Source organism: Salsuginibacillus halophilus, assembly GCF_003014715.1.
Classification (GTDB): Bacteria; Bacillota; Bacilli; order Bacillales; family Marinococcaceae; genus Salsuginibacillus; species Salsuginibacillus halophilus.
The window spans coordinates 1-26,313 of the sequence record NZ_PYAV01000021.1; the positions used below are offsets into that span (position 1 = coordinate 1).

The 26,313-nt window shown below is 45.0% G+C and carries 28 protein-coding genes, 3 rRNA genes and 1 pseudogene; 19 read left to right on the top strand and 13 right to left on the bottom strand.

The genetic code is table 11. The features are described 5' to 3' along the window. The 4 genes from B0H94_RS14515 to B0H94_RS14530 form a co-directional block, all read left to right on the top strand. A 23S ribosomal RNA gene (locus B0H94_RS14515) occupies nucleotides 1-199 on the top strand; the annotation flags it as partial. 83 nt (nucleotides 200-282) lie between these two features. Continuing rightward, a 5S ribosomal RNA gene (rrf, locus tag B0H94_RS14520) occupies nucleotides 283-399 on the top strand. Between the two features lie 265 nt (nucleotides 400-664). After that, entirely contained in the window at nucleotides 665-1,033 is a 369-nt protein-coding gene (locus B0H94_RS14525) for an STAS/SEC14 domain-containing protein (RefSeq protein ID WP_181315435.1), read from the top strand. Nucleotides 1,034-1,097: 64 nt separating this feature from the next. Next, nucleotides 1,098-2,303 (top strand): amidase, encoded by a 1,206-nt coding sequence (locus tag B0H94_RS14530; RefSeq protein WP_245894076.1) that lies wholly within the window; start codon nucleotides 1,098-1,100, stop codon nucleotides 2,301-2,303. On the opposite strand, the gene B0H94_RS14535 is transcribed toward B0H94_RS14530, so the two are convergent. Further along, nucleotides 2,304-2,795 carry a hypothetical protein gene (locus B0H94_RS14535; RefSeq protein ID WP_106589988.1) on the bottom strand — a complete coding sequence of 164 codons (492 nt, stop codon included), beginning with the start codon at nucleotides 2,793-2,795 and terminating at the stop codon, nucleotides 2,304-2,306. A 661-nt stretch (nucleotides 2,796-3,456) separates the two neighbouring features. Between B0H94_RS14535 and B0H94_RS14540 the strand changes: the two genes are divergently transcribed. Genes B0H94_RS14540 through B0H94_RS14550 form a run of 3 tightly spaced genes read left to right on the top strand, consistent with a single transcriptional unit; the run spans nucleotide 3,457 to nucleotide 5,602 of the window. Further along, entirely contained in the window at nucleotides 3,457-3,999 is a 543-nt protein-coding gene (locus B0H94_RS14540; RefSeq protein WP_106589989.1) for a GbsR/MarR family transcriptional regulator, read from the top strand. Beyond that, nucleotides 3,996-4,664, top strand: coding sequence for a cysteine hydrolase family protein (locus B0H94_RS14545; RefSeq protein WP_106589990.1), 669 nt, complete (start codon nucleotides 3,996-3,998; stop codon nucleotides 4,662-4,664). The genes B0H94_RS14540 and B0H94_RS14545 overlap by 4 nt, the downstream gene beginning before the upstream one ends. A 14-nt stretch (nucleotides 4,665-4,678) precedes the next feature. Next, nucleotides 4,679-5,602: a glycine betaine ABC transporter substrate-binding protein gene (locus tag B0H94_RS14550; protein ID WP_245894078.1), complete on the top strand. Its 924-nt coding sequence runs from the start codon at nucleotides 4,679-4,681 to the stop codon at nucleotides 5,600-5,602. Between the two features lie 585 nt (nucleotides 5,603-6,187). Here the strand turns inward: B0H94_RS14550 and pstB are convergent. The 4 genes from pstB to B0H94_RS14570 form a co-directional block, all read right to left on the bottom strand. Continuing rightward, the gene (gene pstB / locus B0H94_RS14555) at nucleotides 6,188-7,006 is read right to left on the bottom strand and encodes a phosphate ABC transporter ATP-binding protein PstB (protein WP_106589991.1); all 819 of its coding nucleotides are present in this window, start codon (nucleotides 7,004-7,006) and stop codon (nucleotides 6,188-6,190) included. A gap of 39 nt (nucleotides 7,007-7,045) precedes the next feature. After that, nucleotides 7,046-7,900 carry a phosphate ABC transporter permease PstA gene (pstA, locus tag B0H94_RS14560; protein ID WP_106589992.1) on the bottom strand — a complete coding sequence of 285 codons (855 nt, stop codon included), beginning with the start codon at nucleotides 7,898-7,900 and terminating at the stop codon, nucleotides 7,046-7,048. Then, nucleotides 7,893-8,897: a phosphate ABC transporter permease subunit PstC gene (gene pstC / locus B0H94_RS14565; protein WP_106589993.1), complete on the bottom strand. Its 1,005-nt coding sequence runs from the start codon at nucleotides 8,895-8,897 to the stop codon at nucleotides 7,893-7,895. Before pstC ends, pstA begins: the two co-directional genes overlap by 8 nt. Before the next feature lie 93 nt (nucleotides 8,898-8,990). After that, nucleotides 8,991-9,965 (bottom strand): PstS family phosphate ABC transporter substrate-binding protein, encoded by a 975-nt coding sequence (locus B0H94_RS14570; protein WP_106589994.1) that lies wholly within the window; start codon nucleotides 9,963-9,965, stop codon nucleotides 8,991-8,993. Between the two features lie 226 nt (nucleotides 9,966-10,191). On the opposite strand from B0H94_RS14570, the gene B0H94_RS14575 reads away from it, so the two are divergent. After that, nucleotides 10,192-10,893, top strand: a complete 702-nt coding sequence (locus tag B0H94_RS14575) for a M50 family metallopeptidase (RefSeq protein ID WP_106589995.1) — start codon at nucleotides 10,192-10,194, stop codon at nucleotides 10,891-10,893. On the opposite strand, the gene B0H94_RS14580 is transcribed toward B0H94_RS14575, so the two are convergent. Beyond that, complete coding sequence (locus tag B0H94_RS14580) at nucleotides 10,890-11,690, bottom strand: SDR family NAD(P)-dependent oxidoreductase (protein ID WP_106589996.1); 801 nt, start codon at nucleotides 11,688-11,690, stop codon at nucleotides 10,890-10,892. The genes B0H94_RS14575 and B0H94_RS14580 overlap by 4 nt on opposite strands. Nucleotides 11,691-11,855: 165 nt before the next feature. On the opposite strand from B0H94_RS14580, the gene B0H94_RS14585 reads away from it, so the two are divergent. From B0H94_RS14585 to B0H94_RS14595, 3 genes are all read left to right on the top strand, one after another. Further along, nucleotides 11,856-13,637 carry a S9 family peptidase gene (locus B0H94_RS14585; RefSeq protein WP_106589997.1) on the top strand — a complete coding sequence of 594 codons (1,782 nt, stop codon included), beginning with the start codon at nucleotides 11,856-11,858 and terminating at the stop codon, nucleotides 13,635-13,637. Between the two features lie 102 nt (nucleotides 13,638-13,739). Further along, complete coding sequence (locus B0H94_RS14590; protein WP_106589998.1) at nucleotides 13,740-14,222, top strand: MnhB domain-containing protein; 483 nt, start codon at nucleotides 13,740-13,742, stop codon at nucleotides 14,220-14,222. A gap of 114 nt (nucleotides 14,223-14,336) precedes the next feature. Further along, a complete protein-coding gene (locus B0H94_RS14595) occupies nucleotides 14,337-15,575 on the top strand; it encodes a GTPase family protein (RefSeq protein WP_181315436.1) in 1,239 nt (412 codons plus the stop codon). Nucleotides 15,576-15,633: 58 nt separating this feature from the next. On the opposite strand, the gene lepB is transcribed toward B0H94_RS14595, so the two are convergent. Then, entirely contained in the window at nucleotides 15,634-16,188 is a 555-nt protein-coding gene (gene lepB, locus B0H94_RS14600) for a signal peptidase I (RefSeq protein WP_106590000.1), read from the bottom strand. Nucleotides 16,189-16,457: 269 nt separating this feature from the next. On the opposite strand from lepB, the gene B0H94_RS15325 reads away from it, so the two are divergent. Genes B0H94_RS15325 through B0H94_RS14610 form a run of 3 tightly spaced genes read left to right on the top strand, consistent with a single transcriptional unit; the run spans nucleotide 16,458 to nucleotide 17,286 of the window. Next, nucleotides 16,458-16,604, top strand: a complete 147-nt coding sequence (locus B0H94_RS15325; protein ID WP_181315437.1) for a hypothetical protein — start codon at nucleotides 16,458-16,460, stop codon at nucleotides 16,602-16,604. Further along, nucleotides 16,591-16,941, top strand: coding sequence for a YolD-like family protein (locus B0H94_RS14605; protein ID WP_106590001.1), 351 nt, complete (start codon nucleotides 16,591-16,593; stop codon nucleotides 16,939-16,941). Before B0H94_RS15325 ends, B0H94_RS14605 begins: the two co-directional genes overlap by 14 nt. A gap of 48 nt (nucleotides 16,942-16,989) precedes the next feature. Continuing rightward, nucleotides 16,990-17,286 (top strand): hypothetical protein, encoded by a 297-nt coding sequence (locus tag B0H94_RS14610; RefSeq protein WP_106590002.1) that lies wholly within the window; start codon nucleotides 16,990-16,992, stop codon nucleotides 17,284-17,286. 44 nt (nucleotides 17,287-17,330) lie between these two features. Here the strand turns inward: B0H94_RS14610 and B0H94_RS14615 are convergent, their stop codons facing one another. Then, a complete protein-coding gene (locus B0H94_RS14615) occupies nucleotides 17,331-18,020 on the bottom strand; it encodes an AIM24 family protein (RefSeq protein ID WP_106590003.1) in 690 nt (229 codons plus the stop codon). A gap of 144 nt (nucleotides 18,021-18,164) precedes the next feature. On the opposite strand from B0H94_RS14615, the gene B0H94_RS14620 reads away from it, so the two are divergent. After that, nucleotides 18,165-18,734, top strand: a complete 570-nt coding sequence (locus B0H94_RS14620) for a class I SAM-dependent methyltransferase (protein ID WP_106590004.1) — start codon at nucleotides 18,165-18,167, stop codon at nucleotides 18,732-18,734. A 111-nt stretch (nucleotides 18,735-18,845) separates the two neighbouring features. On the opposite strand, the gene B0H94_RS14625 is transcribed toward B0H94_RS14620, so the two are convergent. Beyond that, nucleotides 18,846-20,069 carry a YeeE/YedE family protein gene (locus tag B0H94_RS14625; RefSeq protein ID WP_106590005.1) on the bottom strand — a complete coding sequence of 408 codons (1,224 nt, stop codon included), beginning with the start codon at nucleotides 20,067-20,069 and terminating at the stop codon, nucleotides 18,846-18,848. Nucleotides 20,070-20,293: 224 nt separating this feature from the next. Here B0H94_RS14625 and B0H94_RS14630 point away from each other — a divergent pair. Continuing rightward, a pseudogene (locus tag B0H94_RS14630) lies at nucleotides 20,294-20,872 on the top strand (peptide-methionine (S)-S-oxide reductase MsrA); the annotation flags it as partial. 64 nt (nucleotides 20,873-20,936) lie between these two features. Here B0H94_RS14630 and B0H94_RS14635 read toward each other — a convergent pair. Further along, nucleotides 20,937-21,509: a DsbA family oxidoreductase gene (locus B0H94_RS14635; RefSeq protein WP_181315438.1), complete on the bottom strand. Its 573-nt coding sequence runs from the start codon at nucleotides 21,507-21,509 to the stop codon at nucleotides 20,937-20,939. 18 nt (nucleotides 21,510-21,527) lie between these two features. Beyond that, nucleotides 21,528-21,989 carry a DUF2188 domain-containing protein gene (locus tag B0H94_RS14640; RefSeq protein ID WP_106590008.1) on the bottom strand — a complete coding sequence of 154 codons (462 nt, stop codon included), beginning with the start codon at nucleotides 21,987-21,989 and terminating at the stop codon, nucleotides 21,528-21,530. Between the two features lie 165 nt (nucleotides 21,990-22,154). Here B0H94_RS14640 and B0H94_RS14645 point away from each other — a divergent pair, with 165 nt between their 5' ends. Continuing rightward, nucleotides 22,155-23,654: a BCCT family transporter gene (locus B0H94_RS14645; RefSeq protein ID WP_106590009.1), complete on the top strand. Its 1,500-nt coding sequence runs from the start codon at nucleotides 22,155-22,157 to the stop codon at nucleotides 23,652-23,654. Between the two features lie 2 nt (nucleotides 23,655-23,656). Here the strand turns inward: B0H94_RS14645 and B0H94_RS14650 are convergent, their stop codons facing one another. Together B0H94_RS14650 and B0H94_RS14655 are read right to left on the bottom strand one after the other, a co-directional pair. After that, entirely contained in the window at nucleotides 23,657-24,091 is a 435-nt protein-coding gene (locus B0H94_RS14650) for a DUF4385 domain-containing protein (RefSeq protein ID WP_106590010.1), read from the bottom strand. 120 nt (nucleotides 24,092-24,211) lie between these two features. After that, on the bottom strand, nucleotides 24,212-24,634 hold the full coding sequence (locus B0H94_RS14655) for an organic hydroperoxide resistance protein (RefSeq protein WP_106590011.1): 423 nt from the start codon (nucleotides 24,632-24,634) through the stop codon (nucleotides 24,212-24,214). Nucleotides 24,635-24,780: 146 nt separating this feature from the next. On the opposite strand from B0H94_RS14655, the gene ytvA reads away from it, so the two are divergent. After that, nucleotides 24,781-25,557, top strand: coding sequence for a YtvA family blue-light photoreceptor (gene ytvA, locus B0H94_RS14660; RefSeq protein ID WP_106590012.1), 777 nt, complete (start codon nucleotides 24,781-24,783; stop codon nucleotides 25,555-25,557). 569 nt (nucleotides 25,558-26,126) lie between these two features. Beyond that, nucleotides 26,127-26,313, top strand: a 16S ribosomal RNA gene (locus tag B0H94_RS14665); the annotation flags it as partial.

The window sequence follows — 26,313 nt, forward strand, 5'->3', positions numbered from 1 at the left end:
GCCAGGAGCATCGCTGGGTAGCTACGTGCGGCCGGGATAAGTGCTGAAAGCATCTAAGCATGAAGCCCCCCTCGAGATGAAATTTCCCATCACGTCAAGTGAGTAAGATCCCTCGAAGATGACGAGGTTGATAGGTCGGAAGTGGACGTGTGGCGACACATGGAGCTGACCGATACTAATCGATCGAGGGCTTATCCTATAGACACATTCACGAACCAAGACGCAGATCATTGTGGAAGCAGTTGTCGGTTATCCAGTTTTGAGCGAACGACGCTCAATCAGCTTGGTGATGACGGCGAAGAGGTCACACCCGTTCCCATGCCGAACACGGAAGTTAAGTTCTTCAGCGCCGATGGTAATGAAGGGGCAACCCTTTGTGAGCGTAGGACGTCGCCAAGCAAACCAGCCCTCCGGCTAATCAGCCGGAGGGCTTTTTTTCATGGTTAGCGGGAAAAGTTAAGAGTAAATATTACTGATTTCAATGGTGTTTCAGCTACTCCACGATGATGGCAAAAAGGTCATTTGTAGATCGAGGTTTTTGCACCATTTATATAACAATTACTTTTTCCTATCGACAAAAGGTGATATTTTTGCAAATTCGCTAAAGTATGTGTAAGATATGGTACTATAAACAAATATATTATTTATCTAAGGAGCTATGGTTATGTGGGATGCAGGAGTCTGGGATAAAGAAAATAACATATTAAGTATTAAGTGGTCGGGACGGGTGACGCCTGATGAAGTAGCAGCTGCTAACGAAAAGCTTCAACAAATATTACAAGATTTAGCACCCAAGAGTTTCGATGTCGTTGTTGAAATGGAGAACTTAATGGCGTTTTCACCGGAGACACAGGAAGCGATTGTGGAGCATCAGCGTTGGCTGCTTGAAGAGGGGATGCGCTATGCTGCAGTTGTCGTTGATAAAGCAACGGCAAAAATGCAATTAAAACGAACGGCCAAAGAGTCTGGTCATTCAAATGAGTTTCATTTTGATACGATTGATGAAGCGATTGAATTCTTAAAAAATAAGTAGTGACGTTTACAGGGATGGCTTAAAGCCGTTCCTTTTTCTATACATAACTTCAAAGGGGGTGTTTGTGATAAATCATTACGGAGTGTGGGTGCCAGATCAGTTTAAAGCTCATATGAGCACGCAAGGACAGTTGAGCGGTATGAGTTTTGCGGCGAAGGACGTTTTTCGCCTTAAAGGACACCGTAATACTGCCGGAAACCCGGATTGGTATGCCGAAGAGAAGCCTGCGGGTGAAACAGCCGAATCGGTGAAACTCCTTCTTGATGAAGGTGCAGCCTTAAAAGGTGTGACACATACAGATGAACTGATGTTTAGTTTAAATGGTCAAAATGCCCATTATGGTACACCAGTTAATCCAGCAGCACCGGGCCGAATTCCAGGTGGGTCTTCAAGCGGATCGGCTGTGGCTGCATCAGCAGGTAATGTAGACTTTGGCTTAGGGACGGATACAGGTGGCTCAGTAAGGGTACCTTCGGCGTATCAAGGAATTTATGGTTTTCGCCCGACGCAGGGGGCTGTTTCGAGTCACGGGGTGATTCCACTTGCTCAAAGTTTTGATACCCCGGGGTGGATGAGTCGTTCACCGGAAGTGATGCGGGCGGTGGGTCAAGTTTTATTACCAAACGTAGACACCTGGGAAGATCAAGGTTTTAAAAAGTATGTCATGCTAGAGGATGCTTGGCGGCTTGTGTCATCATCTTACCGGGCATTGGCAGAAGATGTATTGGAGGCTTTAGGTGGAATACACTACACCAACCTGCATGCAGATGACGATCTCCAATCCTGGTTTGAGACATTTAGAAATGTTCAATGCATTGAAATTTGGGAAAACCACGGGAGGTGGATTGAACGGCGGCAGCCATCACTGGGCCGAAGTTTAGCTGCACGTTTTCAGTTGGCGAAAACCATTCATCATGAAACTGATCACAGTGAAGCTTATGAAGTTTTGAAGGAAAAGTCAGCCCAGCTATTTAACTTACTCACAGATGATATGCTGCTGGTCGTTCCAACGGCGGTAGGTGCAGCCCCATCGAGAGATTTCGAAGGGCCGCAGGATGAAGCACGGCGGGCAGCAACGATGCAGCTGACCAGCCTATCAGGTAATACAGGTTTGCCGCAGTTGACCGTACCATTAGGATGGATTGAGGGTGGTCCTGTAGGTTTGTCGTTTATCGCCTCTTATAGTAAGGATATTCATTTATTGAAATGGGCGGAGCATCAAGCCTCTACCCATGACTTATTTGTACCGGCACGTGTACAAAATAAATAGCTAAAACAACGGTGGAAAGAGTGGCAGCCGGCCTTTATCTTTCAGCTTTTCAGCGGTTTTATCAAAGTTGATGTTCGGCTGTTTTTCTTCAATCCATTGGAAAAATCCAGATAAAGGTTTTCGACCGATGGGGTGAAGATCAATAGATGTAATGACTTGCTCATTCTCATCAAGTAGATGAAAAGTGTAAACGGTTTTTGGTGCCGAACTTTTACTGCTGCTTTGCCGCCGGCGTACGACAGTTTGAATGGCTTGAACATCTTCATAGGAGAACGTTAGTTTCGATAGTAGTTTTTGATGTACACAAGTATTTTCATAGCCGATTAGCTTTATGCGGAAGGTCATGTAAACGATTGTACTCGCGACACCAACAAAGACACTAAAGATCGCCAAGTTTTCCACGGTACCGTATAGTACAACGATGATAATGATAAGAAAAGTCAGCGTTAGACCTTTAGCAAACGGTGAGCACTGAAATACGCGTTCTGCCATCTGATCCACTCCTGTTTAAAAGTTTGTCCTATATTGTAAGTGAAAAAAGTACCAGCAAGCAATACGTTAAGTTCAGAGCGTAGTACGTTGATGTTTTCAGTAACGGCATCAAAATTGAATGTACCTAGGGGAATATTGTAAATCAGACTGATCTGACGGTAGTAGTGGATGGCGCTAATGCAGTGTTGCAAAGCGGCGGTGGTGTGCAGGCAAGCCTTTTGCACCGATTTCACCGGGCGTTAAGGACGCTTTTCAGCGGCTAACAGCATACGTGCTTCATTGGCTTGGATCAGGGTACGACCATGGTGAGCCAGCAGCAGATTTGTTATACCAATGCTATACAACAGCGCTTAGGTAGGCAGAGGCTTATCAAATGGAGCGCCGCTTTTTTGGTTAGTCCTTTAAAATAAGCAGCAGAAGTAGCCGTTTCAGCCGCTCATATATCTTCAAGTGAGCGGCCTTCTCACAGCAAAATATGGAGCGGTCTATCATGCAATACTGAAATCGTATCTAACAGAAATACCGTCTCGCACTTTCTTCAAAACGAAGGAGGTGCTTTTTTAATTTGACAATAGATTGAAAGTAGCCTACAATTACATTCAGTTGTTCAAATTATATAATATATTTTAAACATATTGTTGTTTATGAAGGAGTGATTGGTTTGGAAGAAGGCGAAAAGCAAATACAGCAGGCACGCGATATTTCAATCAGTGCCATTGCACAGACGATGGTCATTTACGGAGTAACCCCATCCGTAGGGCGGATCTATGGTGTGCTTTATTTTGCAGAAGAACCAATGTCACTTGATGAAATTAAAGACGAAGTTGCAATGAGTAAGGGTAGTGTAAGTAACGGCATACGTGAGCTTTTAGAAACTGAAATGGTTATTAAAGTTTGGAAAAAAGGTGACCGTAAAGATCATTACATTGCTGAAAAAGACTTTTTTCGTAACTTCTTCAGTTTCTTTGTGAAAAACCTGCGGATGGAAAGAAACTTAATTGCTAAAGCAAATGAGCAGGCAAAACCTCTTCTTCGTGAAGTCCAGGAGTCAACGAATGATGAGGAGACGAGGCGTCTGGCGGAAAAAGACTTGGCTCACCTACAAAGTACAGAGATTTATCTAGAATGGTTAATGCGCTTTACAAATGCGATGGAGAACGGAGAGATATTTGAATACTTTCCGAAAAAGGGTGAAGATGAATGAATCCGGCGACGACAGCACTAATTTTAATCGATATGCAAAAAGAGACAAACTACGAGCTTCCGGAATTGGATGGCATCCTAGCTAAAACGAAAACTTTAGCAGATGAATGCCGGGCTCAAGGAATTCCGGTGATTTATACAAGACAAATTAACCGGGCTGACCAAATTGGGTTATCTAAGGGTGAGCCAATTACGTCTGACAACAAACCGTATTATTATAACGATGATTCTGATGCTGTAGAAATTTTTGATGAGATTGCTCCGAAATCCGGTGAGATTGTCATTGATAAATACCGCTGGAGTGCATTTTTTGAAACATCGCTTGACTTAATGCTCCGTGGTCAAGGGATTACAGATGTTATCATGGCAGGCTTTGTAACAGATGGCTGCTTAATGACGAGCACGTATGATGCTTACTTCAGAGATTATCAAGTGCACATGGTTCATGATTTAACAGCAACAACAAGTCAAGGAGCACACATGGCTGCTCATTTAATGATGGGAAGTTGGATTTACAACATCACATTTTACCGAGCAGTAGAGATGGGCCGCTATCTACGGGGAGAGTCTTATCAATCGTTTGCACCTGCTGGTCCGGATTCGCTGCAGTTTGAATCAGATCATCTGGCGCAGGTGTTTCACGAAACGATTGGACAAAATACTTAAAAGGAGATGTTTTTGTGAAGAAGTTTGCAATGTATACGTTAACAGCAGGGGTGCTTGCAGGTTTGAGTGCGTGTGGTGAGGATGATGCGGCAGATGTAGAAGAAAGTAACGGCGAAGATGAAACAGTAGAAGATGAAGGCGAATCACTAGCCGAGCAGCTGGAATATACAATTACCGGGATCGATGCTGGTGCTGGTATTATGGAGAGTGCTGAACAGGCCATTGAAGATTACGATTTAGAAGACTACAGGGTGCAATCAAGTTCTTCAAGCGCAATGTCCTCGATGCTTAGCAGTGCTTTTGAAGATGAAGAACCAATCGTTGTAACTGGTTGGACACCACATTGGAAGTTTGAAGAATTTGATCTGAAATATTTAGATGACCCTGAACAATCATTTGGTGAAGCAGAACGGATCCACACCATTGCCCGTGAAGGTTTGGAAGAGGACATGCCAGAAGCTTATGAAGTGCTCGATAATTTTTATTGGGAACCAGAACATATTGAAGCGATCATGGTAGATATATATAATGACGTTGAACCTGAAGATGCAGCGCGCGAATGGATTGAAGAAAATGAAGATATCGTAAGTGAATGGACGGAGGGCGTCGATGAAGTTGAAGGAGAGGAGATTGAAATTTCCTTTGTAGCCTGGGATTCTGAGATTGCTTCAACGAACATGATCGGGCTCGTACTTGAAGACATGGGATATGATGTTGAACTGACAGCAGTCGAAGGCGCTGCGATGTGGGAATCCGTAGCAACAGATGCAGCGGATGCGACGGTTGCTGCTTGGCTGCCTGAAACAGATGGCCACTATTACGAGCAGCACGAAGATAATATTGATGATTTAGGTGCAAACCTTGAAGATGCACGTGTCGGTCTTGTTGTACCTGAATTTGTTGAAGCAGAATCGATCGGTGATTTAGCAGAAGAATAATGAAGAAGAGAGCGGCCATAAATGGCTGCTCTTAGCGTGTAGACAAACTTTTTAGAAAAGCGGGGGCTGACGTCACTTTTCGGCGGACGCTTGCACCCGGAGGGCACAAGTGCGACATCGGTTTGATCGATCTCACCGTGTCTTCTTATCCCCTGCCATGTCCTCAACTTCCTCGGCAGAAAGTCACTGCCTGTGGGATTTTCGGCTCGCGCTGTTCCTGGTGGCGTCGACGCCGGCTCTCGTCAGTCTTGCGTCATTTGATGGTCATGAATTGTTGAGAGCTTTTTGATCAAGTAATAGCTACATGAATCAGTTTCGTCATGATGCTTCATAAATGATCAAGCGAACCATACATCATACACCAAAGACAAATTTAAAAGTGACCGAAACGAAAGACGGCGACTCCCGGAGGATGAAGCCAAGCCCTCGGGAAATCGTCCGTCGGTAGTGTTGGTCACGTTTATGATTCGATTTTTACCCTTTTCATGCAACATCCTGAGGCTCGAAGCAGTAAGCTGTCCGTGAATGTTTGGCATTGTACTTCGTCTGCAGTCTGAGAGTGGCCATTTACGGCTGCTCTTTTTTTTAACCGAATCTTCCATTAATATAATCATCTGTCCGCTGGTCGGAAGGTCGGGAGAACATTTGTACGGAATCTTCAAATTCCACAACCTCACCGTTAAGAAAGAAGGCTGTCTTATCGGAAATACGGTGAGCCTGTTGCATATTGTGGGTAACGATGATAATAGAATATTTCTTTTTAAGGTTATTAATGAGTTCTTCGACTTTAGCTGTAGAAGCAGGGTCAAGAGCTGACGTGGGTTCATCCATTAAAATAACTTCCGGTGAAACGGCAAGGCATCGTGCAATACAAAGACGTTGCTGCTGACCTCCGGATAAACTAAGAGCAGATGTGTGGAGTCGATCTTTGACTTCTTCCCACAGAGCGGCTTGCTTTAAGCTCTCCTCCACAATAGGACGCAACTTCTTTTTATTTTTAATGCCGTGCGTCCGTGGTCCGAACGCAACATTATCGAAAATTGATTTAGGGAAAGGGTTAGGTTTTTGAAATACCATGCCGATAGCGCTGCGAAGTTCGACAAGGTTAGTTTTCGAGCTGAAAATATCAACATCGTGATAAGTAATGGTACCGCTCGTTTTGACTGTTGGAACAAGCTCTACCATTCGATTTAACGTCTTTAAAAAAGTAGACTTGCCACACCCTGAGGGACCAATAATTGCTGTAACCCCGTTTTCTGGAATGTTCATACTCACTCGCTTTAAAGCCTGATCGGAACCATACCACAAATTTAAGTCGTTGATTTGGAAAATCGATGATTGAGTTGAAGTTGTATGAAGTTTTTGTGTTTTCGCTATATCATGATCATGTTTAGTTAAGTTCATAGTTTTCTCCTTTCATTTCTTTTAAGCAAAATAAAAGATTTATAAGTCTTCATTTTTTGAACGGTAGCGTTGGCGTATAAGGATCGCAGCCAAATTTAACAAAATAACGAGCATAATTAATACAAGTGCTGTTCCATAAGCAATCGGCCGAACAACCTCTGTTTGATCATGCTGGGTTGCCAAGATATAGAGGTGATAAGGCAGGGCCATAAACTGATCGGTCAACTGGCTTGGAGCAACAGGTAAAAAGTAAGCCGCACCAGTTAAAATGATTGGTGCAGTCTCGCCAGCCGCTCTTGCTAGTCCTAGAATCGACCCTGTCGCCATCCCGGGAATTGCAGAAGGTAGTACAAGTTGATAAATGGTCTGCCATTTTGTCGCCCCAAGTGCTAGGCCGCCTTCACGAAAGGATTGTGGCACACTCCGGAGTGCCTCTTCGGTTGAGGTAATAATCCACGGGAGAACCATAATTGATAGCGTAATAGCTGCAGTAAGTAAACCGGTACCTAAGCCTAGAAATGAAGCGAATATGGCAAGTCCGAACAACCCATAAACAATTGATGGCACACCTGCAAGATTTCTAATACATAGACGTATGACGCGGACGAGTGGCCCCTGCTTGGCATATTCATTTAAATAAATCGCTGAGCCAATCCCTACAGGCACAGAAATAACAATTGTTAAAGCAGCGACGTAAAACGTACCAACAAGTGCGGGCCAAATACCGCCGGCTGTCATGTTTGCCTCCGGCCGGCTTGTGATAAAGGACCAGCTGAGGACACCAGCGCCCTGGCTGATAATCCAGTAAAGTAAGAAGGCGAGTGCAGCTACAGTAAGTCCGGCAAATAACCCGCATATCGAAAACCAAAACGTTTGAACCGTCCGTTTATTCATGGCCGATCTTCCTCCTTTGCCGGGAAATGAGTAGATCAGATGCCAGGTTAACAATAAACGTGATGACAAAAAGGATTATTGCTGTAACAAATAGCGAACTGTAATGCAGACTTCCCCATGGCACATCAGAACCTTGAATTGCAATGTTGGCCGTTAACGTGCGTACAGATTGAAAGAACTCAGGCAGCCAGACACCGAAAAATTGAGTGATGGGCATATCGAGTGCATTACCTGCAGCCATTAAAACGGTCATTGTTTCACCGACTGCCCGTCCAAAACCTAGCATAACTCCTGCAAAAACACCGGACATGGCAGCCGGAAGAATGACATTCTGAATGGTTTCCCAGCGACTGGCTCCTAAAGCATACGCTGCTTCTCGGTGTGATTTAGGGACGCTTTTTAAAGCATCTTCAGCGATACTGACAATAGTCGGCAGCGCCATAACTGAAAGAATAACTGAGGCTGTGAAGGCTGTCGTACCACTGGACAATCCGAAAACACCGGCAACGATCGGGCCGATAATGACAAGCGCAATAAAGCCGAGTACGACCGATGGAAAGATCGCAAGAGTTTCTACGACGGGTTTTAGTAACTCCCGCACCCTTTTAGGTGCAATCTCCGCGATGAAGATGGCAGTGAATACACCCCATGGTACGGCGATCACTAAAGCTCCAGTGGTTACCATCAATGAGCTTAAAATAAAAGGGAGGGCCCCGTATCCAGGTTCGCTCGATGAAGGATTCCAACGCTGACCTGTTAGAAATTCTGCGATTCCTACCTCTCGTAAAGCAGGAATTGATTCACGAATGAGAAAAAATAAAATCACACCAAGTAGAATGATTGCTAAAATCCCAAAAAATTTAAAAATATAAGCCATGAAGACGTCGAGAATATTAGATTTAAAAGATTTCTGTGTTAATTTTTCTTTTGTCACATGCTTTAGTCCTTCAGGAAATCCAGTGGATTCTTGAACCGATGGTAAATGTTTGCGTTGCATGAAGCTCCCTCCTTCCTAAAAGAAAGGGTTTCGCTCACCGGCTTATAGCTGACGATAAGCCGGGCGTAACCCCTTAGGCGAGTATCTGGTTCATTACTCGTTTAATCCTAACTCAGAAAACTTTTCTTCGTTCTGCTCTTCATCGTCATCAGTTAAATGATAAAAACCGGTATCCATGAGTACATCGCCGGCACGTTCATCTTGGGTAACCCAAGTTAAATAATGCTCAAGTAACCCATCAGGCACGCCGTTTGTGTAGAAATTTAATGGTCGGGCAATGGGGTAGTCGCCGCTGTTCACATTCTCTTCTTCAAGTGGTGTATAGTAATCACTGTCTTCGTCTGCAGCAATATCAACAGCATTAATGCTGTCATCAAAGTAGCCAATACCAATATAGCCTATAGCACTTTCATCTTGAGCTACAGCTTCTTGAATGGCTGAAGAACCTGACATATACTGTGCGCCAGAACCGAAGTCTTCGCCGTCCATAATGTTTTCATTAAAGTAGACATAAGTACCTGAGTTGGACTGCCTCGAATAGAGTGAGATATCGCCACCGTCCTCCCAGCCAAGCTCGTCCCAGCTGGTTACCTCGCCTACAAAAATATCTTTTAACTCGTCTACGGTTAATTCATCTACAGGGTTTTCTGGATGAGTGGCTACCCCGAGGCCGTCACGCCCAACGATAAAACGGTGCACGTCCACGTTATTGTCTGATGCTTCTTGAATTTCTTCATCTGCCATGAGACGAGAAGACTGTGCCAAATCGACATCATCGTTGATCAAGGCTGCAATCCCTGTGCCGGACCCACCACCTGTAACCGATAAACCGGCAGCTTCATTTGCTTCACTCATGTACGTTTCAGCAAATGCCTGTCCTAAGTTAACCATTGTGTCAGATCCGCGAATTTCAAGCTGACCTGAGGGTGCTTCTTCACTCTCAGTTTCTGTGGTCGATTCGTCTGCAGCATCGTCGTCGGCTTCAGCACCGGTGTCTGCATCCTCTCCACAAGCTGAAAGGACAAATACCCCCGTTAAGCTAAGGGCCATTAAAGGCTTCAACTTCATACAAAGTCCCCCTGTATTTTTGAAATTAAGTATCTTCCGCACAAAGCGGCTGAACAATTCAAATTATAGAGAAGGAATGTAAAGTAACAGTTTTTTAATTGTAAATTTGATATTAACTTTCTATTAATTTTAAAGTTTTCTTTGTAAATCTCTTCATTTGATAAAAGAATATTTAATATAGAAATAACAAGGGAAAAGGTGGTTAAAAAAGCGGAGGATTATTGAAATGGAAGAACAAACGATGCTGGCTTTGTTTATTATACTCGTAACAATTGTGTCTCACCTCCCGTGGATCGGACCATATATTTCTTTGTTTCAAACCCTTTTACACGAGACGGGTCATGCATTGACGGCCTGGCTGGGAGGCGGACGTGTTCACTCTGTCTCACTTTTTCATACGACCGCCGGTGAAGCTGTAACGATGCACCGCGGACGGTTGGAGGCTGTACTTACGACGTTTGCAGGCTATCCATTTGCTTCGCTTCTAAGTGTTCTAGCAGTGGCTGCCGTACAGCAGGGGTGGGAAATTTATGTCGGAGGGGTGTGGGCGGCGCTGCTTCTTTTTGCGCTGTTGTTCTGGATCCGCAACCTAGTCGGCTGGTTTTGGGGAGCTTCAGCTTTGGCACTTTTGGTGGCTTGTTATATGTATATGCAGCAAAGCTGGTTTGAAACGAGTATACAGTTGTTAGCGATTGCTGTGTGGATTCAGGCGCTTACAAGCGCTTGGGTTGTTTTTTGGCTCAGCATCCGAGTGCCTGAATGGGCAGGGGATGCGGCGATTTTGGCAGCACGTACCCGAGTCCCTGCCCAAGTCTGGGGCACGATATTTCTATGCCAGGCGCTCGTATGGTTTGCGCTCGGTGGATTGATGTTAGCCGGCTATGAGCCGGAGGCCTTGTTTACCTGGCTGTTTGAACAGTTTGTTTAGCGCATAACCCCTCCACCGGAAATTTTCATGGATTCACCGACAATATTTTCTGCAGCATCAGTTAATAAAAATATGATAGAGCTCGCGACTTCTTCTGGTGTCGTAATCCGTCCGGAAGGGAGGCTGTCTTCGGTTAACTGCCACTGCTCATCAAACGAAAGACCTGCCTGTTCCGCTTTACGCGAAAGGATGCCGCGGGCCATATCTGTATCTACAAAGCCTGGACAGACGGCGTTTACACGCACGCCGTGCTCAATGGCTTCTAATGCAAAACACTGGGTGAATCCGATGAGTGCAAATTTAGAGGCACTGTAGGCGGTGTTTCCATAAGTGCCACGCAATCCGGATAACGATGAAACGTTTACGACAGCACCGCTTCCACGGGATTTCATATCTGGATAAAGTGTTTGTGTAAGCATTACCGCAGCGTTGTAATTTGCTTGCATGACTTGGTCGAGATCGTTTTCGGTCAGTTCCTCTACGGGTCCACCGCCGATAATTCCGGCTGCATTGACCAGTTTCGTGACGGGGCCGAATGTTTTTCGCGCTTGTTCGGCGAGAGAGGCACGGTCGCTTTCTTTTGTAATATCTCCAGTATGGATGAAAACTTGTGCATCAGATGCAGTCTCTTCGCAAGCTGTTTTCAATGCCTCAAGCTGTTCTGCCCGTCGGCCGTTGATGGTCACCTTTGCGCCGACCTGTACGGCTTCAATCGCTGTTGCCCAGCCGATGCCACCGCTTGCGCCGGTAATTACGATATGGTCATCAAGTAAAGCGTCTGCTGCAAATCTTGTCATGTCCTTGTCCTCCTTCAAGCTCAATGCCTCCTTTATTATTCCCAAAACTCAGAGCCCTTTAACCTTAATAATTTCGACAATCGGAAGGAATTCATGAAACGGAACCAGAAATGATTTTAGGAGAGATGTTGTGACAAATGGTTTAAAAGAAAGGATGAAGCATACATGGAATTTCCCCAGCCGAACGTAGAACAGTTTTTTCAAACCTTAGTGATTTCTGATTTTGCTGTTGCCCCAGATGAAAGCCAGCTTCTATATAGTACAAATATAAACGGTGCGTTTAATTTATGGGCGATGGACCTGCCGCATACATATCCTTATCCATTAACAACAGTCAATCAAGATTCACATGGGATGCAGTACGCAGAAAGTGGATCTTTTGCAGTTGTCGGATTCGATCGTGATGGCGATGAACTTTCTCAGTTGTATGCACTTCATCCTGAAGGTGGGCCGCTTGTGCCGCTGCTTGAAAAAGAAGGCGAACGGCACATGGGGGCTAAATTGACCAAAGACAGTAAGTGGCTCTATTACTCAACGACGCGCGAAAACCCGACCTATTTAAATATTGAGCGCTTAAACCTTGAAACGTATGAGCGGGAATTAATGCTTGAGGGTGAGGAGGCTGCTCATCAACTGACAGCACTTAGCCCGGAAGGTACAAGCTTCGTGTTTGTTAAAGTATATGCGAATACGTATATACTGCCATTTTTGTGTGACAGTGGTGAAGTGGTTGCGCTCACACCGGAGACTGCAGAGCATCATACAGTGAGCGGTATCGTTTACACATCTGAACGCGATGTTTATATGCTGACAAATTATGATGCAGACCGATCCTATTTGGCACGCATGAATCTTGATGAGCGTAGGTTTGAGGTTGTCACAACAGCGGAAACCGGTGAGTTTAGCAATCTAACTTATAGTAAAAAAGAGCATGCCCTTTATGTAACAGCAACTGCCGGCGTAAGTGATTTATTGTATCGTTATGATTTAACCGGAGGGAATCTGACAGCAGTTGAAGCACCAGTGGAAAACATAGTTAAGCTCACTGCGGCGGATAGCGGCACGTTGTATATGCTGGGCCGCGGGGCAACGATGCCGTTTAACTTGTTCCAAAAACGGCTTGGTGAAACATGGGAGCCGTTGACAAATCATAAAGTGCCAGGTGTTCCGCGCGATATCATGTCTGAACCAGAGGTGCTTAATTACCGTTCATTCGATGATTTAGAAATTGAAGCTTTGTTTTTCCCGGCGCGCAAGGAAGCAGCCAACGGCCATACAATCCTTTGGCCGCATGGTGGACCGCAAGCTTCAGAACGTAAAATGTTTCGTTCGTTGTTTCAACTGTTAGCATATGAAGGATACAATATTTTAGCGCCAAACTTCCGCGGGTCTTCAGATTACGGATTATCGTTTAAAAAGATGGTAGAAGGTGACTGGGGTTATGGTCCGCGTCTGGATAACATTTATGCGTTGGAATATGTGATTGAACACGGCTATGCAGATCGAGAAAAGCTGCTTTTAATGGGCGGAAGTTACGGAGGCTATATGGCCCTCCTTTTACACGGCCGCCATCCGGAATACTTTAAAGCAGTTGTGGATATCTTTGGGGTCTCTAACTTGTTCAGTTTTGTAAAATCTGTGCCGGATTTTTGGAAACCGATCATGCAGCAGTGGCTCGGTGATCCTGAAGATGATTACGATCGGTTTGTGACAGACAGCCCAATAACGTATTTAGACCAAATGACAAAACCGATGCTCGTCATTCAAGGTGCCAACGATCCGCGCGTTGTCCAAGAGGAGTCAGACCAAATTGTTGATGCGCTTCGTGAAAATGGCGTTGATGTTGAGTATCTGGTGCTTGAAGATGAGGGGCACGGTTTTTCGAAAAAGGAGAACGAGATCGAAGTGTATCAACGAGTGCTAGAATTTTTCGCACGTTATGTGTGAAAGATAAGTAAAAACCGTGGAGCAGGGCCGTGAATTTTGTTATGATATGTAGGGTATACAAAACATACATTGATAGAGCTTCGACAGAGGAGAGATCCACATATGAAGACAAATAACTTAATGTCGCAGACGGTAGCCCGGGTTATCAGCCCGATTATTCTGCTATTTGCCGTGCATTTAATTGTAGCCGGCCATTATGAAGCCGGCGGCGAATTCCCAGCGGCCTTAATGATTGCCATCGGTCTACTTGCAATTGCAATGTTTTTTGGGTTAAAAACGTTTCGCGATGTTTTCGGTCGCGTCCGGTTTGACTATTTAAGCGGTATTGGTTTAATTGTAGCGCTTGCACCGGGGATTTTTAATTTGACGCTTGGTGATCCGTTGTTTACGAACTATCACTGGTACGTGATGATGCCGCTCTTAGGCGAGGTGCACTTAAGCTCGCAGCTCATTTTTGAATACGGCTTAACGCTTTCCATCGCAAGTGTGGTCATGTTAATTGTGGCAGATTTGAGCCAGACACCTTACGAAAGTGACCCGCTGGATGAAGAAACAGCGGAAACTGAAACAACGACACAATCATAATGAATGCACAAGGCCGCTGCGAAAATCATCGCAGCGGTTTTTTTGGATTTTGGTGTGTCTATTGTGTCCACAGGGTACATTGAATATAACGGCAGCCTTAGAGGAGGTTCGAAAGTGAAGCATATCAATCACGAACAGTATGAACAGTTAAAAGAATATATGAGCTATATTGATGAAGGTCTGGAGAAAGCTAAACTTCCGGAGAAAACAAAGGATGGAATCCGTGCAGAATTACAAGAGTTACGCTCCTTTATTTTTTCCGCACGAGCACCGCGGGTGGCGATTGTCGGCCGGCGTGGGGCTGGTAAATCAAGCTTGATTAACGCAATTTTTGGTGAAGAGCGTGCAGAGGTAGGCGATGTGAAAGCAACCACCGGCGCTGGAGTATGGCATGCGTATGAAAGTGAAGCCGGCGCACTTGAAATTTTAGATACGCGCGGTTTGGGCGAGGGAGAGGCGCCGGATGAAAAATATCAGTATGCGACGTCACTTGAAGAAGTCCAAGCAGCGATCGACGTGCAGTGTCCGGATGCGATTTTATTTTTAAGCAAGGCGAAAGAAGTAGGGAGCCGGCTTGATGAAGACGCCGCCCAACTTGCTGAACTAAAAGAACATATTTACAAGGTCCACCAGTATGATGCGCCAGTTGTCGGTGTTGTTACACAGGTGGATGAGTTGAGTCCTCGTTCTTCTGATCGCCCGCCATTTGATCATCCGGAAAAACAGAAAAACATTATGGATGCAAAAGCGGTGCTACAGGAAAAGTTAACCGAAACAACGTCTGCTCCGGTGAAAGTGATTCCGGTCGCTGCTTACTTTGAGGTTGAAGGCGGCGAAATCACGTATGACCTGCGCTGGCATGTGGATACCCTTGTGGATTATTTAATTGATCAGCTTCCAGATGAAGCGCAGCTTGTCATGGCAAAGCTTGCGAAAGTGAAGGAGATACAAAAAAAGTTGGCCCGCCGCCTTGGTAAACGTGTGGCCGGATTAACCGGGGCGGTTGGCGCCCAGCCGATACCGCTTGCTGATCTCCCGGTTATTACCGGCATGCAGATGACGATGGTAAGTACAATTGGCTTAATCAGCGGGCGCAGTTTAACGAAAAAAGACTTAAAAGACTTTCTTCGTGCGCTTGGCGTGAACGTCGCTGCCGGCTTTGCACTGCGTCAACTGTCACGTCAACTCGCCCGTCTCTTCCCAGTAGCCGGTAATGCCATTTCCGGAGCGGTAGCTTATGCCGGCACTTATGCTTTAGCTGAAGCCGCGATTGCTTATTTTATTGAGGAGCGGTCGCTCGATAAAGTTCAGGATTTATTTCAACGGACGTATGAAAAAACAGAACGCGAATAAAAAATACCCGGGCGCAGGTATAGCGCCCGGGTATTTTCGTCATTTTATCAAATTTCACTTAAGGATCACTGATCCATGTGAATTCACCAATCGGCCAGTAGCGAAGAGCAGCCCCGCCTACGACTTGATCACGCGGAATAAACCCGAGATTTCGGCTGTCAAGGCTGTTACCACGGTGGTCCCCTAAAGTGAAGTAATGTCCTTCAGGCACATCAGCTGCACCATCTGGAATCTGCTCCGTGTTCATCGTACCAGTGCTGGTATTTATACCATCTTCATCTGTTTCAAGATAAGGTTCTTCCACAGCTTCACCATTTACATACAATTCATCATCTACAAATTCGATGCGATCGCCAGGAAGTCCGATAACACGCTTAATTAATTCACGGCCATCATCGAGTTCAAAAACGACAGTTTCAAACCGGTCCGGATCGCGGAAGTGGAAGCTTAGTTTATCAATAATGACACGTTCACCGTCTTCAAACGAAGGCTGCATCGATTCACCGTGGACTTCGTAGTTGCCCATGACAAACATGCGCAGCAAAATGACGACCAAGCCGACGATAACAAACACTTTAATCCAGCTGAAAATCTCCTTCATGACTGGGTTCATATGTTAGACTCCTTTAATTAAAAATTAACTACCTCTAATGTATCATACGCCAGAATTTCTTATATTTAAAGAAAGACTATACTTTCTTTAAGCTTCTCTAAACGTGGGTTTACAGTTTTTCAAAAGTTATATACAAGCGAAACTTTACGTAGTTTATGCTGAAAAAGCAATGTCGTAGAGATGAAAAATATAAGAAATTTTAATTTCTCGGTTTAAAAGAACATATGTTCGTGTATAATGAAGGTGAATAAAATGTAAGAGGTGATGAAATGACGTATGAACAGCAGTGGCAGGTGGTCATGCAGCAGCTGGCTTCTTCACCTGTGGAGACAAAAGCGAAAGTTTTGCAAGCTTTACAAAAAGAGGTAGAGGGAACTAGCTGCAACCGTGCGGAGGTGTCTTATGCGTCCAAATAAATTAACGCCGAATTCCAATCTTCGCTGGTCATCAAGCCGGATGATTCTTCCTGAGCACCGTAAGCAGCACTTAAAACATCGGATTGAGCAGGAAAAAATGGCTCCACCCTCACTTGATGAACAAGCCTGGGAAGCGGTCGGTTGGAAGATTGAACAAGCGGCTTTATCTGATCAAATTATTGCCTGGACTTATTGGGAGAGTGGGTGTCATCACACGGTGTACGGCCGGCTTAAGACCATTAATCAACAAGGTGAAGTTTTTCACATAGCCGACGATAGTGGTGAAGTGATTGTAATTCACTTTGATTGTTTAGTTGACCTATCTGTGCAGGAGTGATTGTGTCTTGTGCGGCACCTAATACATTAATTTAGTTAGGAGGTTCCTATGCTGTTTCGAAAACGTAATGATTTTACTGAAGGTGGAGCGCAGGAAGAAGATGCTATTCGTCCACGTGAAGAGAACACACCGGCATATGCGTATGAAACGAATAATGGGAAAGAGGTAGCGTGTGTGCAGTGTGAGGGTCAGTTATTTTACGAAGAACGGGCGCTGTTAAACACCCGGGGGTTTACCTTCTTCAATCTTGACTGGTTGAACGAAGATGCTAATTTGTTAATATGCCGGGGATGTGGCTATGTACATTGGTTTGTGCAAGATATTCATCCCACGCAGGATAAATAAGGAAGGCCTGCCGAGGTACCATAAGCCCCGGCAGGCTGGTGTCTCTATTGGCTGCTCATTTCCCCTTCAAAGCAAGGCTGGACAATGACAAAACCGTGGCCGTTAAACTCCATCTGGATCGACTCACCACTGCCGCGGCCGAGAAATGTACGGTAGTTCACATCAGTACGAAACTCAGGTTCAAGTGTTCCGGACCAGGCAACGGTGGCGCTCGGGTCGGTCATTACTGGACGTCCGGGTTCTACGAGTAAAGTTAAAGGTTCAAAGTAAGTTGTGAGCGCGATTTTCCCATGACCCTCAAGTGTGATATTAAATAAACCGCCGGACATCATCCCGGCTACGCGCCGCATCATCTGAATATCCCAGTCCACCGTCGGTTCAAAAGCGAGCAAATCATTGCCGTTCACTGTGATCTTTTCCTTTTGAAGGTCGAGAATTGTAATCTTTTTCCCTTGATCGGAGAGGAAGAGCTGGCCTTGTCCGGTGGCTTTCATTAATTCTCCGCCTTCGCTTGTAAATGTCTTTTTAAACATTCGCCCGACTCCGTGTTCCATCATGCCTTCACGTTCAAACTTAATATCGCCGTTATAAGCAATCATCGCTCCCATTTTTGCCCATACTTTATCTTCAAGACTGACTTCTAGAATCCGGTCGGTTTCTAAATCAAAACCTCCCTTGGCTGTACCTTGTTTTTTCGTCTGTTCAATAAACTCTTGGATCGAGTAGTCGCTCATTCATGATCATCCTTTCTTACTTTATCTCTATACGATTCCGAAGTGCGGTTCGTTTCGTTTGTGCAGAAATTTTGCATTTTGCACAAAAGATATGGAAAACTATATTTAAATACCTGTGTGGGTATATTGCAGAGGAGGGGTATCATGACAAACCATCACCGTTTTCCACCGGAGCGTGCTGAGGCATTAATTAATGAAGAGCGCCGACAGTTGCTTCCAACTGATCGTGTCATGGCGTGGATGGCGCCGGATCAATCCATGACAGCAGTAGATATTGGCTGTGGAAATGGGTATTTAACACTGCCGCTTGCTGAGCGTGTGCAGGAGGTGTTTGCAGTTGATGTTGCAGAGGAAATGCTCGATAAGTTGATGGTTCGTGCAGGCGAAGCTCACATCAACAATATTGAAGCGGTTCAGAGCGATATGGAAAATTTACAGCTGAAGGATCATACCGCTGATCAAATTCTCGTTGCCTTTGTGGCTCATGAAATCCCTAATTTATACGAAGCGCTTTTAGAAGCAAAAAGAGTATTAAAGCCGGAAGGTACACTATTTTTGGCGGAGTGGGAACCGGTAGAAACATCCTTTGGCCCGCCAGTAGCTGAGCGTATGGCAGCATCAGCAGTACAACATGTATTAGAGCAGGCTGGGTTTAAGGTTGAGGAAACTTCTTTAAATGAAGCGAACTACGGGTTGAAAGCGACAAAGACTTGAATAAGAGGCTCAATTGAAGAAAAGAATGGCGGCATTTCCGTGTAGGGAGATGCCGCCTAAATGCAAATTCAGTCGCAGTTTACGTATATATTTTTCGTCTCTACTTAAGGGTTAACCTTTCCCTTTTGAGCCGGCGCGAGGCAGGTTCAATTTTTTAGCTAGAAAAAAGGCGCTGTACACACCGATGACAGCCATGAAAGTCCAAACCCAGGCGTGCAGGCTGAAAGAAGCAATCGCACTAAAGTAAGCACCAATATTTGCGCCAAAAGAGATTGTTGCCCCGTATCCCATAAGGAGCCCGCCGCCTAAAGCGGCAGCAATAACCCTTGGTGGTACCGGTCCAAAACGGATTAATCCGCCGAGTGCAAGCGTAAGCAGTGTACCTGTGATCACGCCAAAGTTAAGTACGCTTAAATCGTGCATAAAAACGGAGCGGTCAAGAGCGATCCAGCTATCTTGAGATCCCCAATATGCCCAGCCAGCAGCATCAATGCCGAGGGTTTCAGCAAGTGAAGAACTCCAAAATGTGAAGGCGGCGGTCAATTTCCAAGGAGAGCCTTGAACCATTAATACCGCTGCATTCAAAACGCCTAGTAAAGCTGCACCGGTCCAAAGCGGCCAGGAGCCAAACATCATGCGCCGCCAGCCGGCTACACTAGGTAGGGGCGGCAGAGCCGGCGGGCGTTTTTGCAGCTTATACATATATGTACCAACGCCGATACCTACAAACAACAGCAGCTGTAGAAACACAGACCCCCCATAACCTAAAACGGTATCTGTAGCAAGCGAAAACTCTGGTGGAGCCGGAAGAACGTCATGCCAAAACGTGTAATGGTAAGCGCCGGCAAAGCTCCCTAAGAAAAAACCGGCAAGTGTAAATATAGAAGCTGTACGTCCACCTTCTGCTCTGTATAAAGACGATGGTGCGAGCCCGCTTCCGATTTCCATACCAAAACCGAACAAAAATGCACCCACAACGACACCAAACGAAGCCGGTGCTAGTGCAGGTTGAGGGGCTTGCCCGAACAAACCGACATCAAAAGCGAAAATCGGGGCAAACAAAAGTGAAGCTGTCCCAAGCATGACCATATGAGCCCGCAGCATTTCTGTATTACCGCTCTCGACAATGTGACGATAAACTGCTGAAAAGCCGAAGCGAGCATGAAAAAGCGTAAATCCGATGAGCGATCCGAGGATGAAGAGCAAGGAAAACTGCCAGCCGCTGTAAATGTAAGCATAAGAGCCGAGTAAGATGCCTAGAATGCCAAATATAAAGACAAACTCCCATTGAGCGTCAGGTTTCAGCTGTTCGCGCTTTTCATCGTTTCCTTCCATCTAATCGCCTCCAGCGTCATCGTTTCTAGTAAGATTTTCCCTTTTACGTTTTGATCAAACATCGATAGCTGCGTTGGAAAGCTATTTCTGGATTCGTTATAATTAAAGTACTTAAAGAAGGAGGGGTCATGATGGAGCAATTTCGAGTGATTGAAGTTCCTGAACAACCGGAGTACAGTGCTAAGCAAACGGCAACATTTGGTATGGGATGATTCTGGGGGCCCGATGCCCAGTTTGGGCGTCTTCAAGGTGTGTTAGCGACCCGTGTTGGTTATGCAGGCGGCACAAAAATATCACCAACGTATACAGACTTAGGTGATCATGCCGAATGTATTGAAATTGACTTTGACCCTGCCGTTATTAGCTATCGTACACTTGTGAACGAGTTTTTTGCTAGTCATAACCCGTGCAGCAAGCAATGGTTTTCCAGCCGGCAGTACATCTCCCTTCTCTTGTTTCGAGATGAAGCACAGCGAGAAGCGGCCGAATCTGTGAAAGCATTATGGGAAGAAAAGCTAGAAAAGCCGATCACAACACAATTTTCACCTTTTGATAAATTTTACACTGCAGAGGACTATCATCAGAAATATTATTTAAAGCGGTATCCCAAAGCTGAACAGCTGGTACGGACTTTGTATCCAAAAGAGTCATCGTTCACAAATGCGTTGCTCACGGCGCGGTTGAACGCAGTCGTTAAAGGAGGTTATAAAGTTCAGGATATTCGTGATGAACTGCCAGAATGGGGGTTAAGCAAGGAAGCGGAGCAGGAAATTGACACAGTGCTTCGCAAGATTCGTTGGTAAGAAAAAAGCGGCCTTGTCGATTCTTCAAGGCCGCTTCGGTTACATAAATGGAGCACGTAGCGGGCTAAGGGGAGCTTAAAGCTGTTAACTCCTGCACACTCGGCAGTTGATCATAATGGTGGACGTACAGTTCGCCGCCATCTCCAATAAAACTAGGGATTGTCCATACCGAGCGTTCATCCGCTTCTGCAAAATCGCGGTGAACAAGGTCATGATACCCTTCGCTGTGCAGAGCACCTAAAAATTCTGCACGGTCGATGCCGGCTGCTGCTGCAATATCAGCAAGAACTTCTGGGTCTTCAATATTTTGTTGATCGCGGAATAAAGCAGTAAACACCCCTTTATGATAAGCATCAAATGCCTGCTGCGCTTGAGCTGCTTTTGCCCCTGTATGAGCGAGAAAGGTGTCCATTTTCCGTTCCGGGGGATTTATTGTGATTTGGCAAGTTTGACTTAACTCCTGCAGACGGCGAATAGCCCCGTCTTTGTATCCTTCCGGTTTGGACGGTGGTGAAGCATTATCAGGCATGCGCCAAGCTTTCCAGACGGCTTGAATGTTTGTTTTTTGCAGCTTAACGACTTCGGTATAACAAAACGGACAGTTGTAGTCGAAAAAGATCGTAAGGTATGCCGTCATTTCATTCATCCCCTCAAATTAATCATTGAAATCGTAGGAAGTTTTCTCCTGAATGCTCCCATCTCGTTGGTGTACAACAAGGTGGGTCTCTTTTTTATATGCAATTTCACGAGCGCGTTTTATAGCTTCACTTTTATCTTCGTAAACTTCAGCTGGTTTTTCGGCACCTTGGGCTTGTACTGCCCATCCATCTTCATGTGGAAGAACGTGCTCTCCTTTTTCCATTAATTCAGGACGGCTGCTATGACTTTTGCGATCACGGGTTTGTAAATCATTGCTCGTCATTTGCTTTACGTTTGAGACTTCCTGTTGATCCGCATTACGATACCACTCCTTCCCTTGTTCGATCGCAATGGGGATCGCTTCGTCTTCTTCGTAACCTTCATCAAGCATAGCATTTGCAATGTCGATTGCTTTTTTTCGTACCGCTGTTTCTAAATTTTTAAATGCACTCGGATAATTATGTTGGTCCCAAGGCATAAGCGGCCTCCTTTAAAATAACATCCTGCTAATTTCTTCCGCTTCTATGCTAAATGTAAACATGTAATTTCTACCGTTTCTTGGTGCGCATAATGAGCGCTGAAATTGGTAAAACGAAGGTTAACATTTCAATCAGGCTCGAAGTGTCAGAACGGAGGATGCGTTTTGGATAAAATAACCTTTGTGTTTTGGACAACGCTGGTGATTCTGCTTGCTATTGTTGGGGTGGGAGTGGCGGCCCCGGATTTTTTAGAAAACTGGACGGGCGTTATGCAAGCGTGGATATCAGATACGCTTGGGTGGTACTATTTACTCGTTGTTACAGGGTTTGTGATTGTATGCTTCTACTTTGTTGTCAGCCCTTACGGTAAAATCAAACTCGGTGATCCTGATTCAGAGCCGGAATACCGGACAGCCACATGGTTTGCAATGATTTTCAGTGCCGGCATGGGGATTGGGCTTGTGTTTTGGGGGGCAGCAGAGCCAATGGCGCATTTTATGGACAATGCACCGACAGCAGAAGCGGGTACAGACGAAGCTTTGCTTGAGTCCATGCGCTTCACTTTTTTTCATTGGGGTGTACACGCTTGGGGAATTTATGCGGTCGTCGGACTTTGTCTTGGATATTTTAAGTTTCGTAAAGATATGCCCGCATTAATCAGCCATACATTAAACCCGATTTTTGGTAAACATACAGACGGATGGATAGGGAAAATTGTCGATATTATTGCCGTTACTGCAACGATTATTGGGGTGGCAAGTACACTCGGGTTTGGAGCAGTGCAGATCAATGGCGGACTGGATTATTTATTTGACACCGGCAGCGGGTTTGGCGTGCAGTTAGCGATTATTGCAGTTGTCACTGTTTTATTTATGATCTCTGCATGGGCTGGATTAAATAAAGGGATTAAACTTTTAAGCAACGTAAACATGGTTTTAGCAGCGCTTTTGTTTATTTTTATGTTTATCTTTGGTCAAACGTTGTATTCGTTAAACTTTTTCACAAACACTTTCGGCGCTTACCTGCAAACACTGCCAAGTATGAGCTTTCGTATGTCGCCACTCTCTGAAGGAGAACGAGACTGGATTAACAGCTGGACAATCTTTTATTGGGCTTGGTGGATTGCCTGGTCACCATTTGTCGGCTCGTTTATCGCTCGTGTCTCAAAAGGGCGATCGTTGCGTGAATATATTTTAGGGGTGCTGCTTGTTCCGTCGCTTGTAGGTTTTCTCTGGTTTTCGTTTTTTGGAGGAAACGCAGTTTATTTACAGGACCAAGGCATTGCCAATCTGGCTGACTTAGCCACAGAAGAAGTTTTATTCGGTGTTTTTGCTGAATTCCCGTTAGGTGCAGTGATGTCGTTTGTTGCGATCGTATTAATTTCAACATTTTTTATTACTTCAGCAGACTCGGGAACATTTATTCTTGGTATGCAAACAACGCATGGCTCAATTAAACCTCCACGTTATGTGAAGCTGATCTGGGGACTGATGTTATCGGCGACAGCGTCGATACTTCTTTATTCTGGGGGTCTGCAAGCACTTGAAAATGCACTAATTATTGCTGCCCTCCCCTTCTCAGTCATCATGCTTTTAATGGTCTATGCGTTATTCAAAGAGCTGCGACGTGATCTTCAGCAGTTAAAAGAAGAAAATAAAGCATAGTTTTAACCATAGGTTTTTTGGTGCTCTTTTTTACGCTCTTGATACGTTGGATCAGATTTAACTTCATCGAGTTTTTCTTGAAAAATTTGAGCAGCACCGGCTTTTTCTTCATCGGTATGGCGTTCGTTAATTGATCCATCTTCTGCGTACTTCTTTCCGCCAGGATAATTGGCATAGCGACGAGATCTTGTATATCCCATCTGTAAATATTTACGGGCCATATCCATACCGACAAAGTCATCAGCTTCTTTATATTCTTGAAATAACTCGTGAATTTTATCAGCAGAGGCCTGGGTAGCTTCACGGTTTTTAAAGCGCCAATGGGGGAGTAGTTCACTCTTGTATGGTTCCACGTTAAAGACGCCTTGCTCGCCGCGGGCGATGCGGTAGTACTCTGGGTATTTACGGTAGTTTGTTTCTTTCGTTTTGTGGACCATAAGTTACAATCCTTTCCGTTTAAGGATAAAGCCGTGCACAATCTAAAAAGTGGTGATAAAATAAAGGAAATGTATTTATGAAAGGGACCGCCTCTAGCAAAAGAGGCGGCCCATCTTAATTTATTCACCTTTTATTTTTAATTCAACGTTAACATTGCCGCTAGTCGCTTTGGAGTAAGGGCAGACTTTATGTGCCTCACCAGCGAGTCCTTCAGCTTCGTCCTGTGACACCCCATCAATTTCAACGTGCAGGACGACACCGATTTTAAAACCGTTGTCTGCTGGGTCTTTTAATAGACTGACTTCGGCATTAATGGCGGAATCAATCTCTTTACCAGCCTTGTTGGCGACTAGGTTTAAGGCGCCATCAAAGCAGGCTGCGTAGCCGGCAGCAAACAGCTGTTCAGGATTTGTGGCATCAGCAGGTGGCTCGCTGCCTTTTGGCATAGCTAAATTAAGGTCAATTACACCATTGTCGGAAGTGACGTGGCCGTCGCGGCCGCCTTTAGCCTTTGCTTGTGCGGTAAACATAACATCGGACATTTGTATAACACTCCTTTTAAATTAATTACGGTCTGCTTCTTTATTTTAACGTTTCGAGTGATTTCTAAACATGTATGCGGGGCAGGCTCAAGTTTTTTGTGCAATAAGTAATCAAAAGTTAAGGCCTTCAAGGAGGAAGAGAAAGATTGCAAAAGTTTGAAGATCAAAACCTGCGTTTTATTTTACGGGCGATCGACCATACAAAAGTAGGTGTGGTTGTGACAGACCCTGAAGAAGAAGACAATCCAATCATTTATGGAAATCAAGGTTTTATTGAAACTACAGGATATGAACCTGATGAGTTTCTCAACCGGAACTGCCGTTTTTTGCAAGGGGAGGATACTGACCCGGCAACAATCGCACATATTAAAGATAAGCTTGTGAAAAAAGAGCCCGTGTCAGTGGAGATTTACAACTATCGTAAAAATGGTGAAGGCTTTTGGAATGAATTAAATATAGATCCGATCTATATAGAAGAAGAAGGCAAATGGTATTTTGTAGGTGTCCAAAAAGACATCACAAAACAAAAACAAGCTGAAAACCGACTAGATGCATCACTGCAAGAAATCCAAACCCTTTCAACACCTGTTGTACCTGTAGAAGACGGGGTTGCCGTACTGCCATTGATCGGAACGATGACTTCAGAGCGCTTCCACCAAATGCTTGAGCATTTGCCTGACGTGATAGCCAACTTAAATGAGGATTTTCTCATTGTAGATATGTCAGGATTGCAAACAATAGATGGAGATATTATGGAAGGCATATTTAAGCTGCACCATTTAATGCAGCTGCTTGGTACACAGTTGTTAGTCACAGGCATGTCTCCGCGCTTAGCTATGGAAGCACAAGGAGCACCCAAGGATTTATCGACATTAACGACCTATCGAAATGTAAAAGAAGCCCTTCGCTCACTTACGGGGTGAGTGAGTGGAAGGGTTTAAGGTTAGGTGTGTTCTTTGATAGTGGCACAGACGTTTTTCTCGACCTAAGGGTAGTTTTCGTTTATGCGAAAAAAGTTATAAAAGTTATTGACGACAGAGATTGTGTCTAATAACATAGGTTATCCGCTGAAGAGATTAGTAAAGCTCACAGCGGAGGTTAACAATATTAGAAGAAGGTTGTTGACGACAAAACAAAGAACTACTACACTAATAAATCCGCACCGAAAAAGGCGCGACACACATCGAGCTCAAAAAAACTTACAAGAGTTATTGACGACATGTGGTTAAAGTGATAGTATAGTAAATCCGCGCTCATGATAGCGCAAAAACAGCGAGCCGCTTCAAGCGAAGCAGCGCTGAGAAGATAGATTTGTTTAAAATAAGTTGTTGACTTTCAAGTTGATAACTACTAAAATAGGAATCCGCGCCAATAAAGCGCGAACATGATTTGCCCTTTGAAAACTGAATGAAAGCAAGTGCGCCCGTCAATTTAATTGACGTTAAACGAAACACATCAAATCCCTTCGATTTGATTGGTGCTAAGCATCACTTTATCGGAGAGTTTGATCCTGGCTCAGGACGAACGCTGGCGGTGTGCCTAATACATGCAAGTCGAGCGCGTGAAACCAGTTGATTCCCTTCGGGGATGACGCTGATGGATCGAGCGGCGGACGGGTGAGTAACACGTGGGCAACCTGCCCTGCAGATCGGGATAACCCCGGGAAACCGGGGCTAATA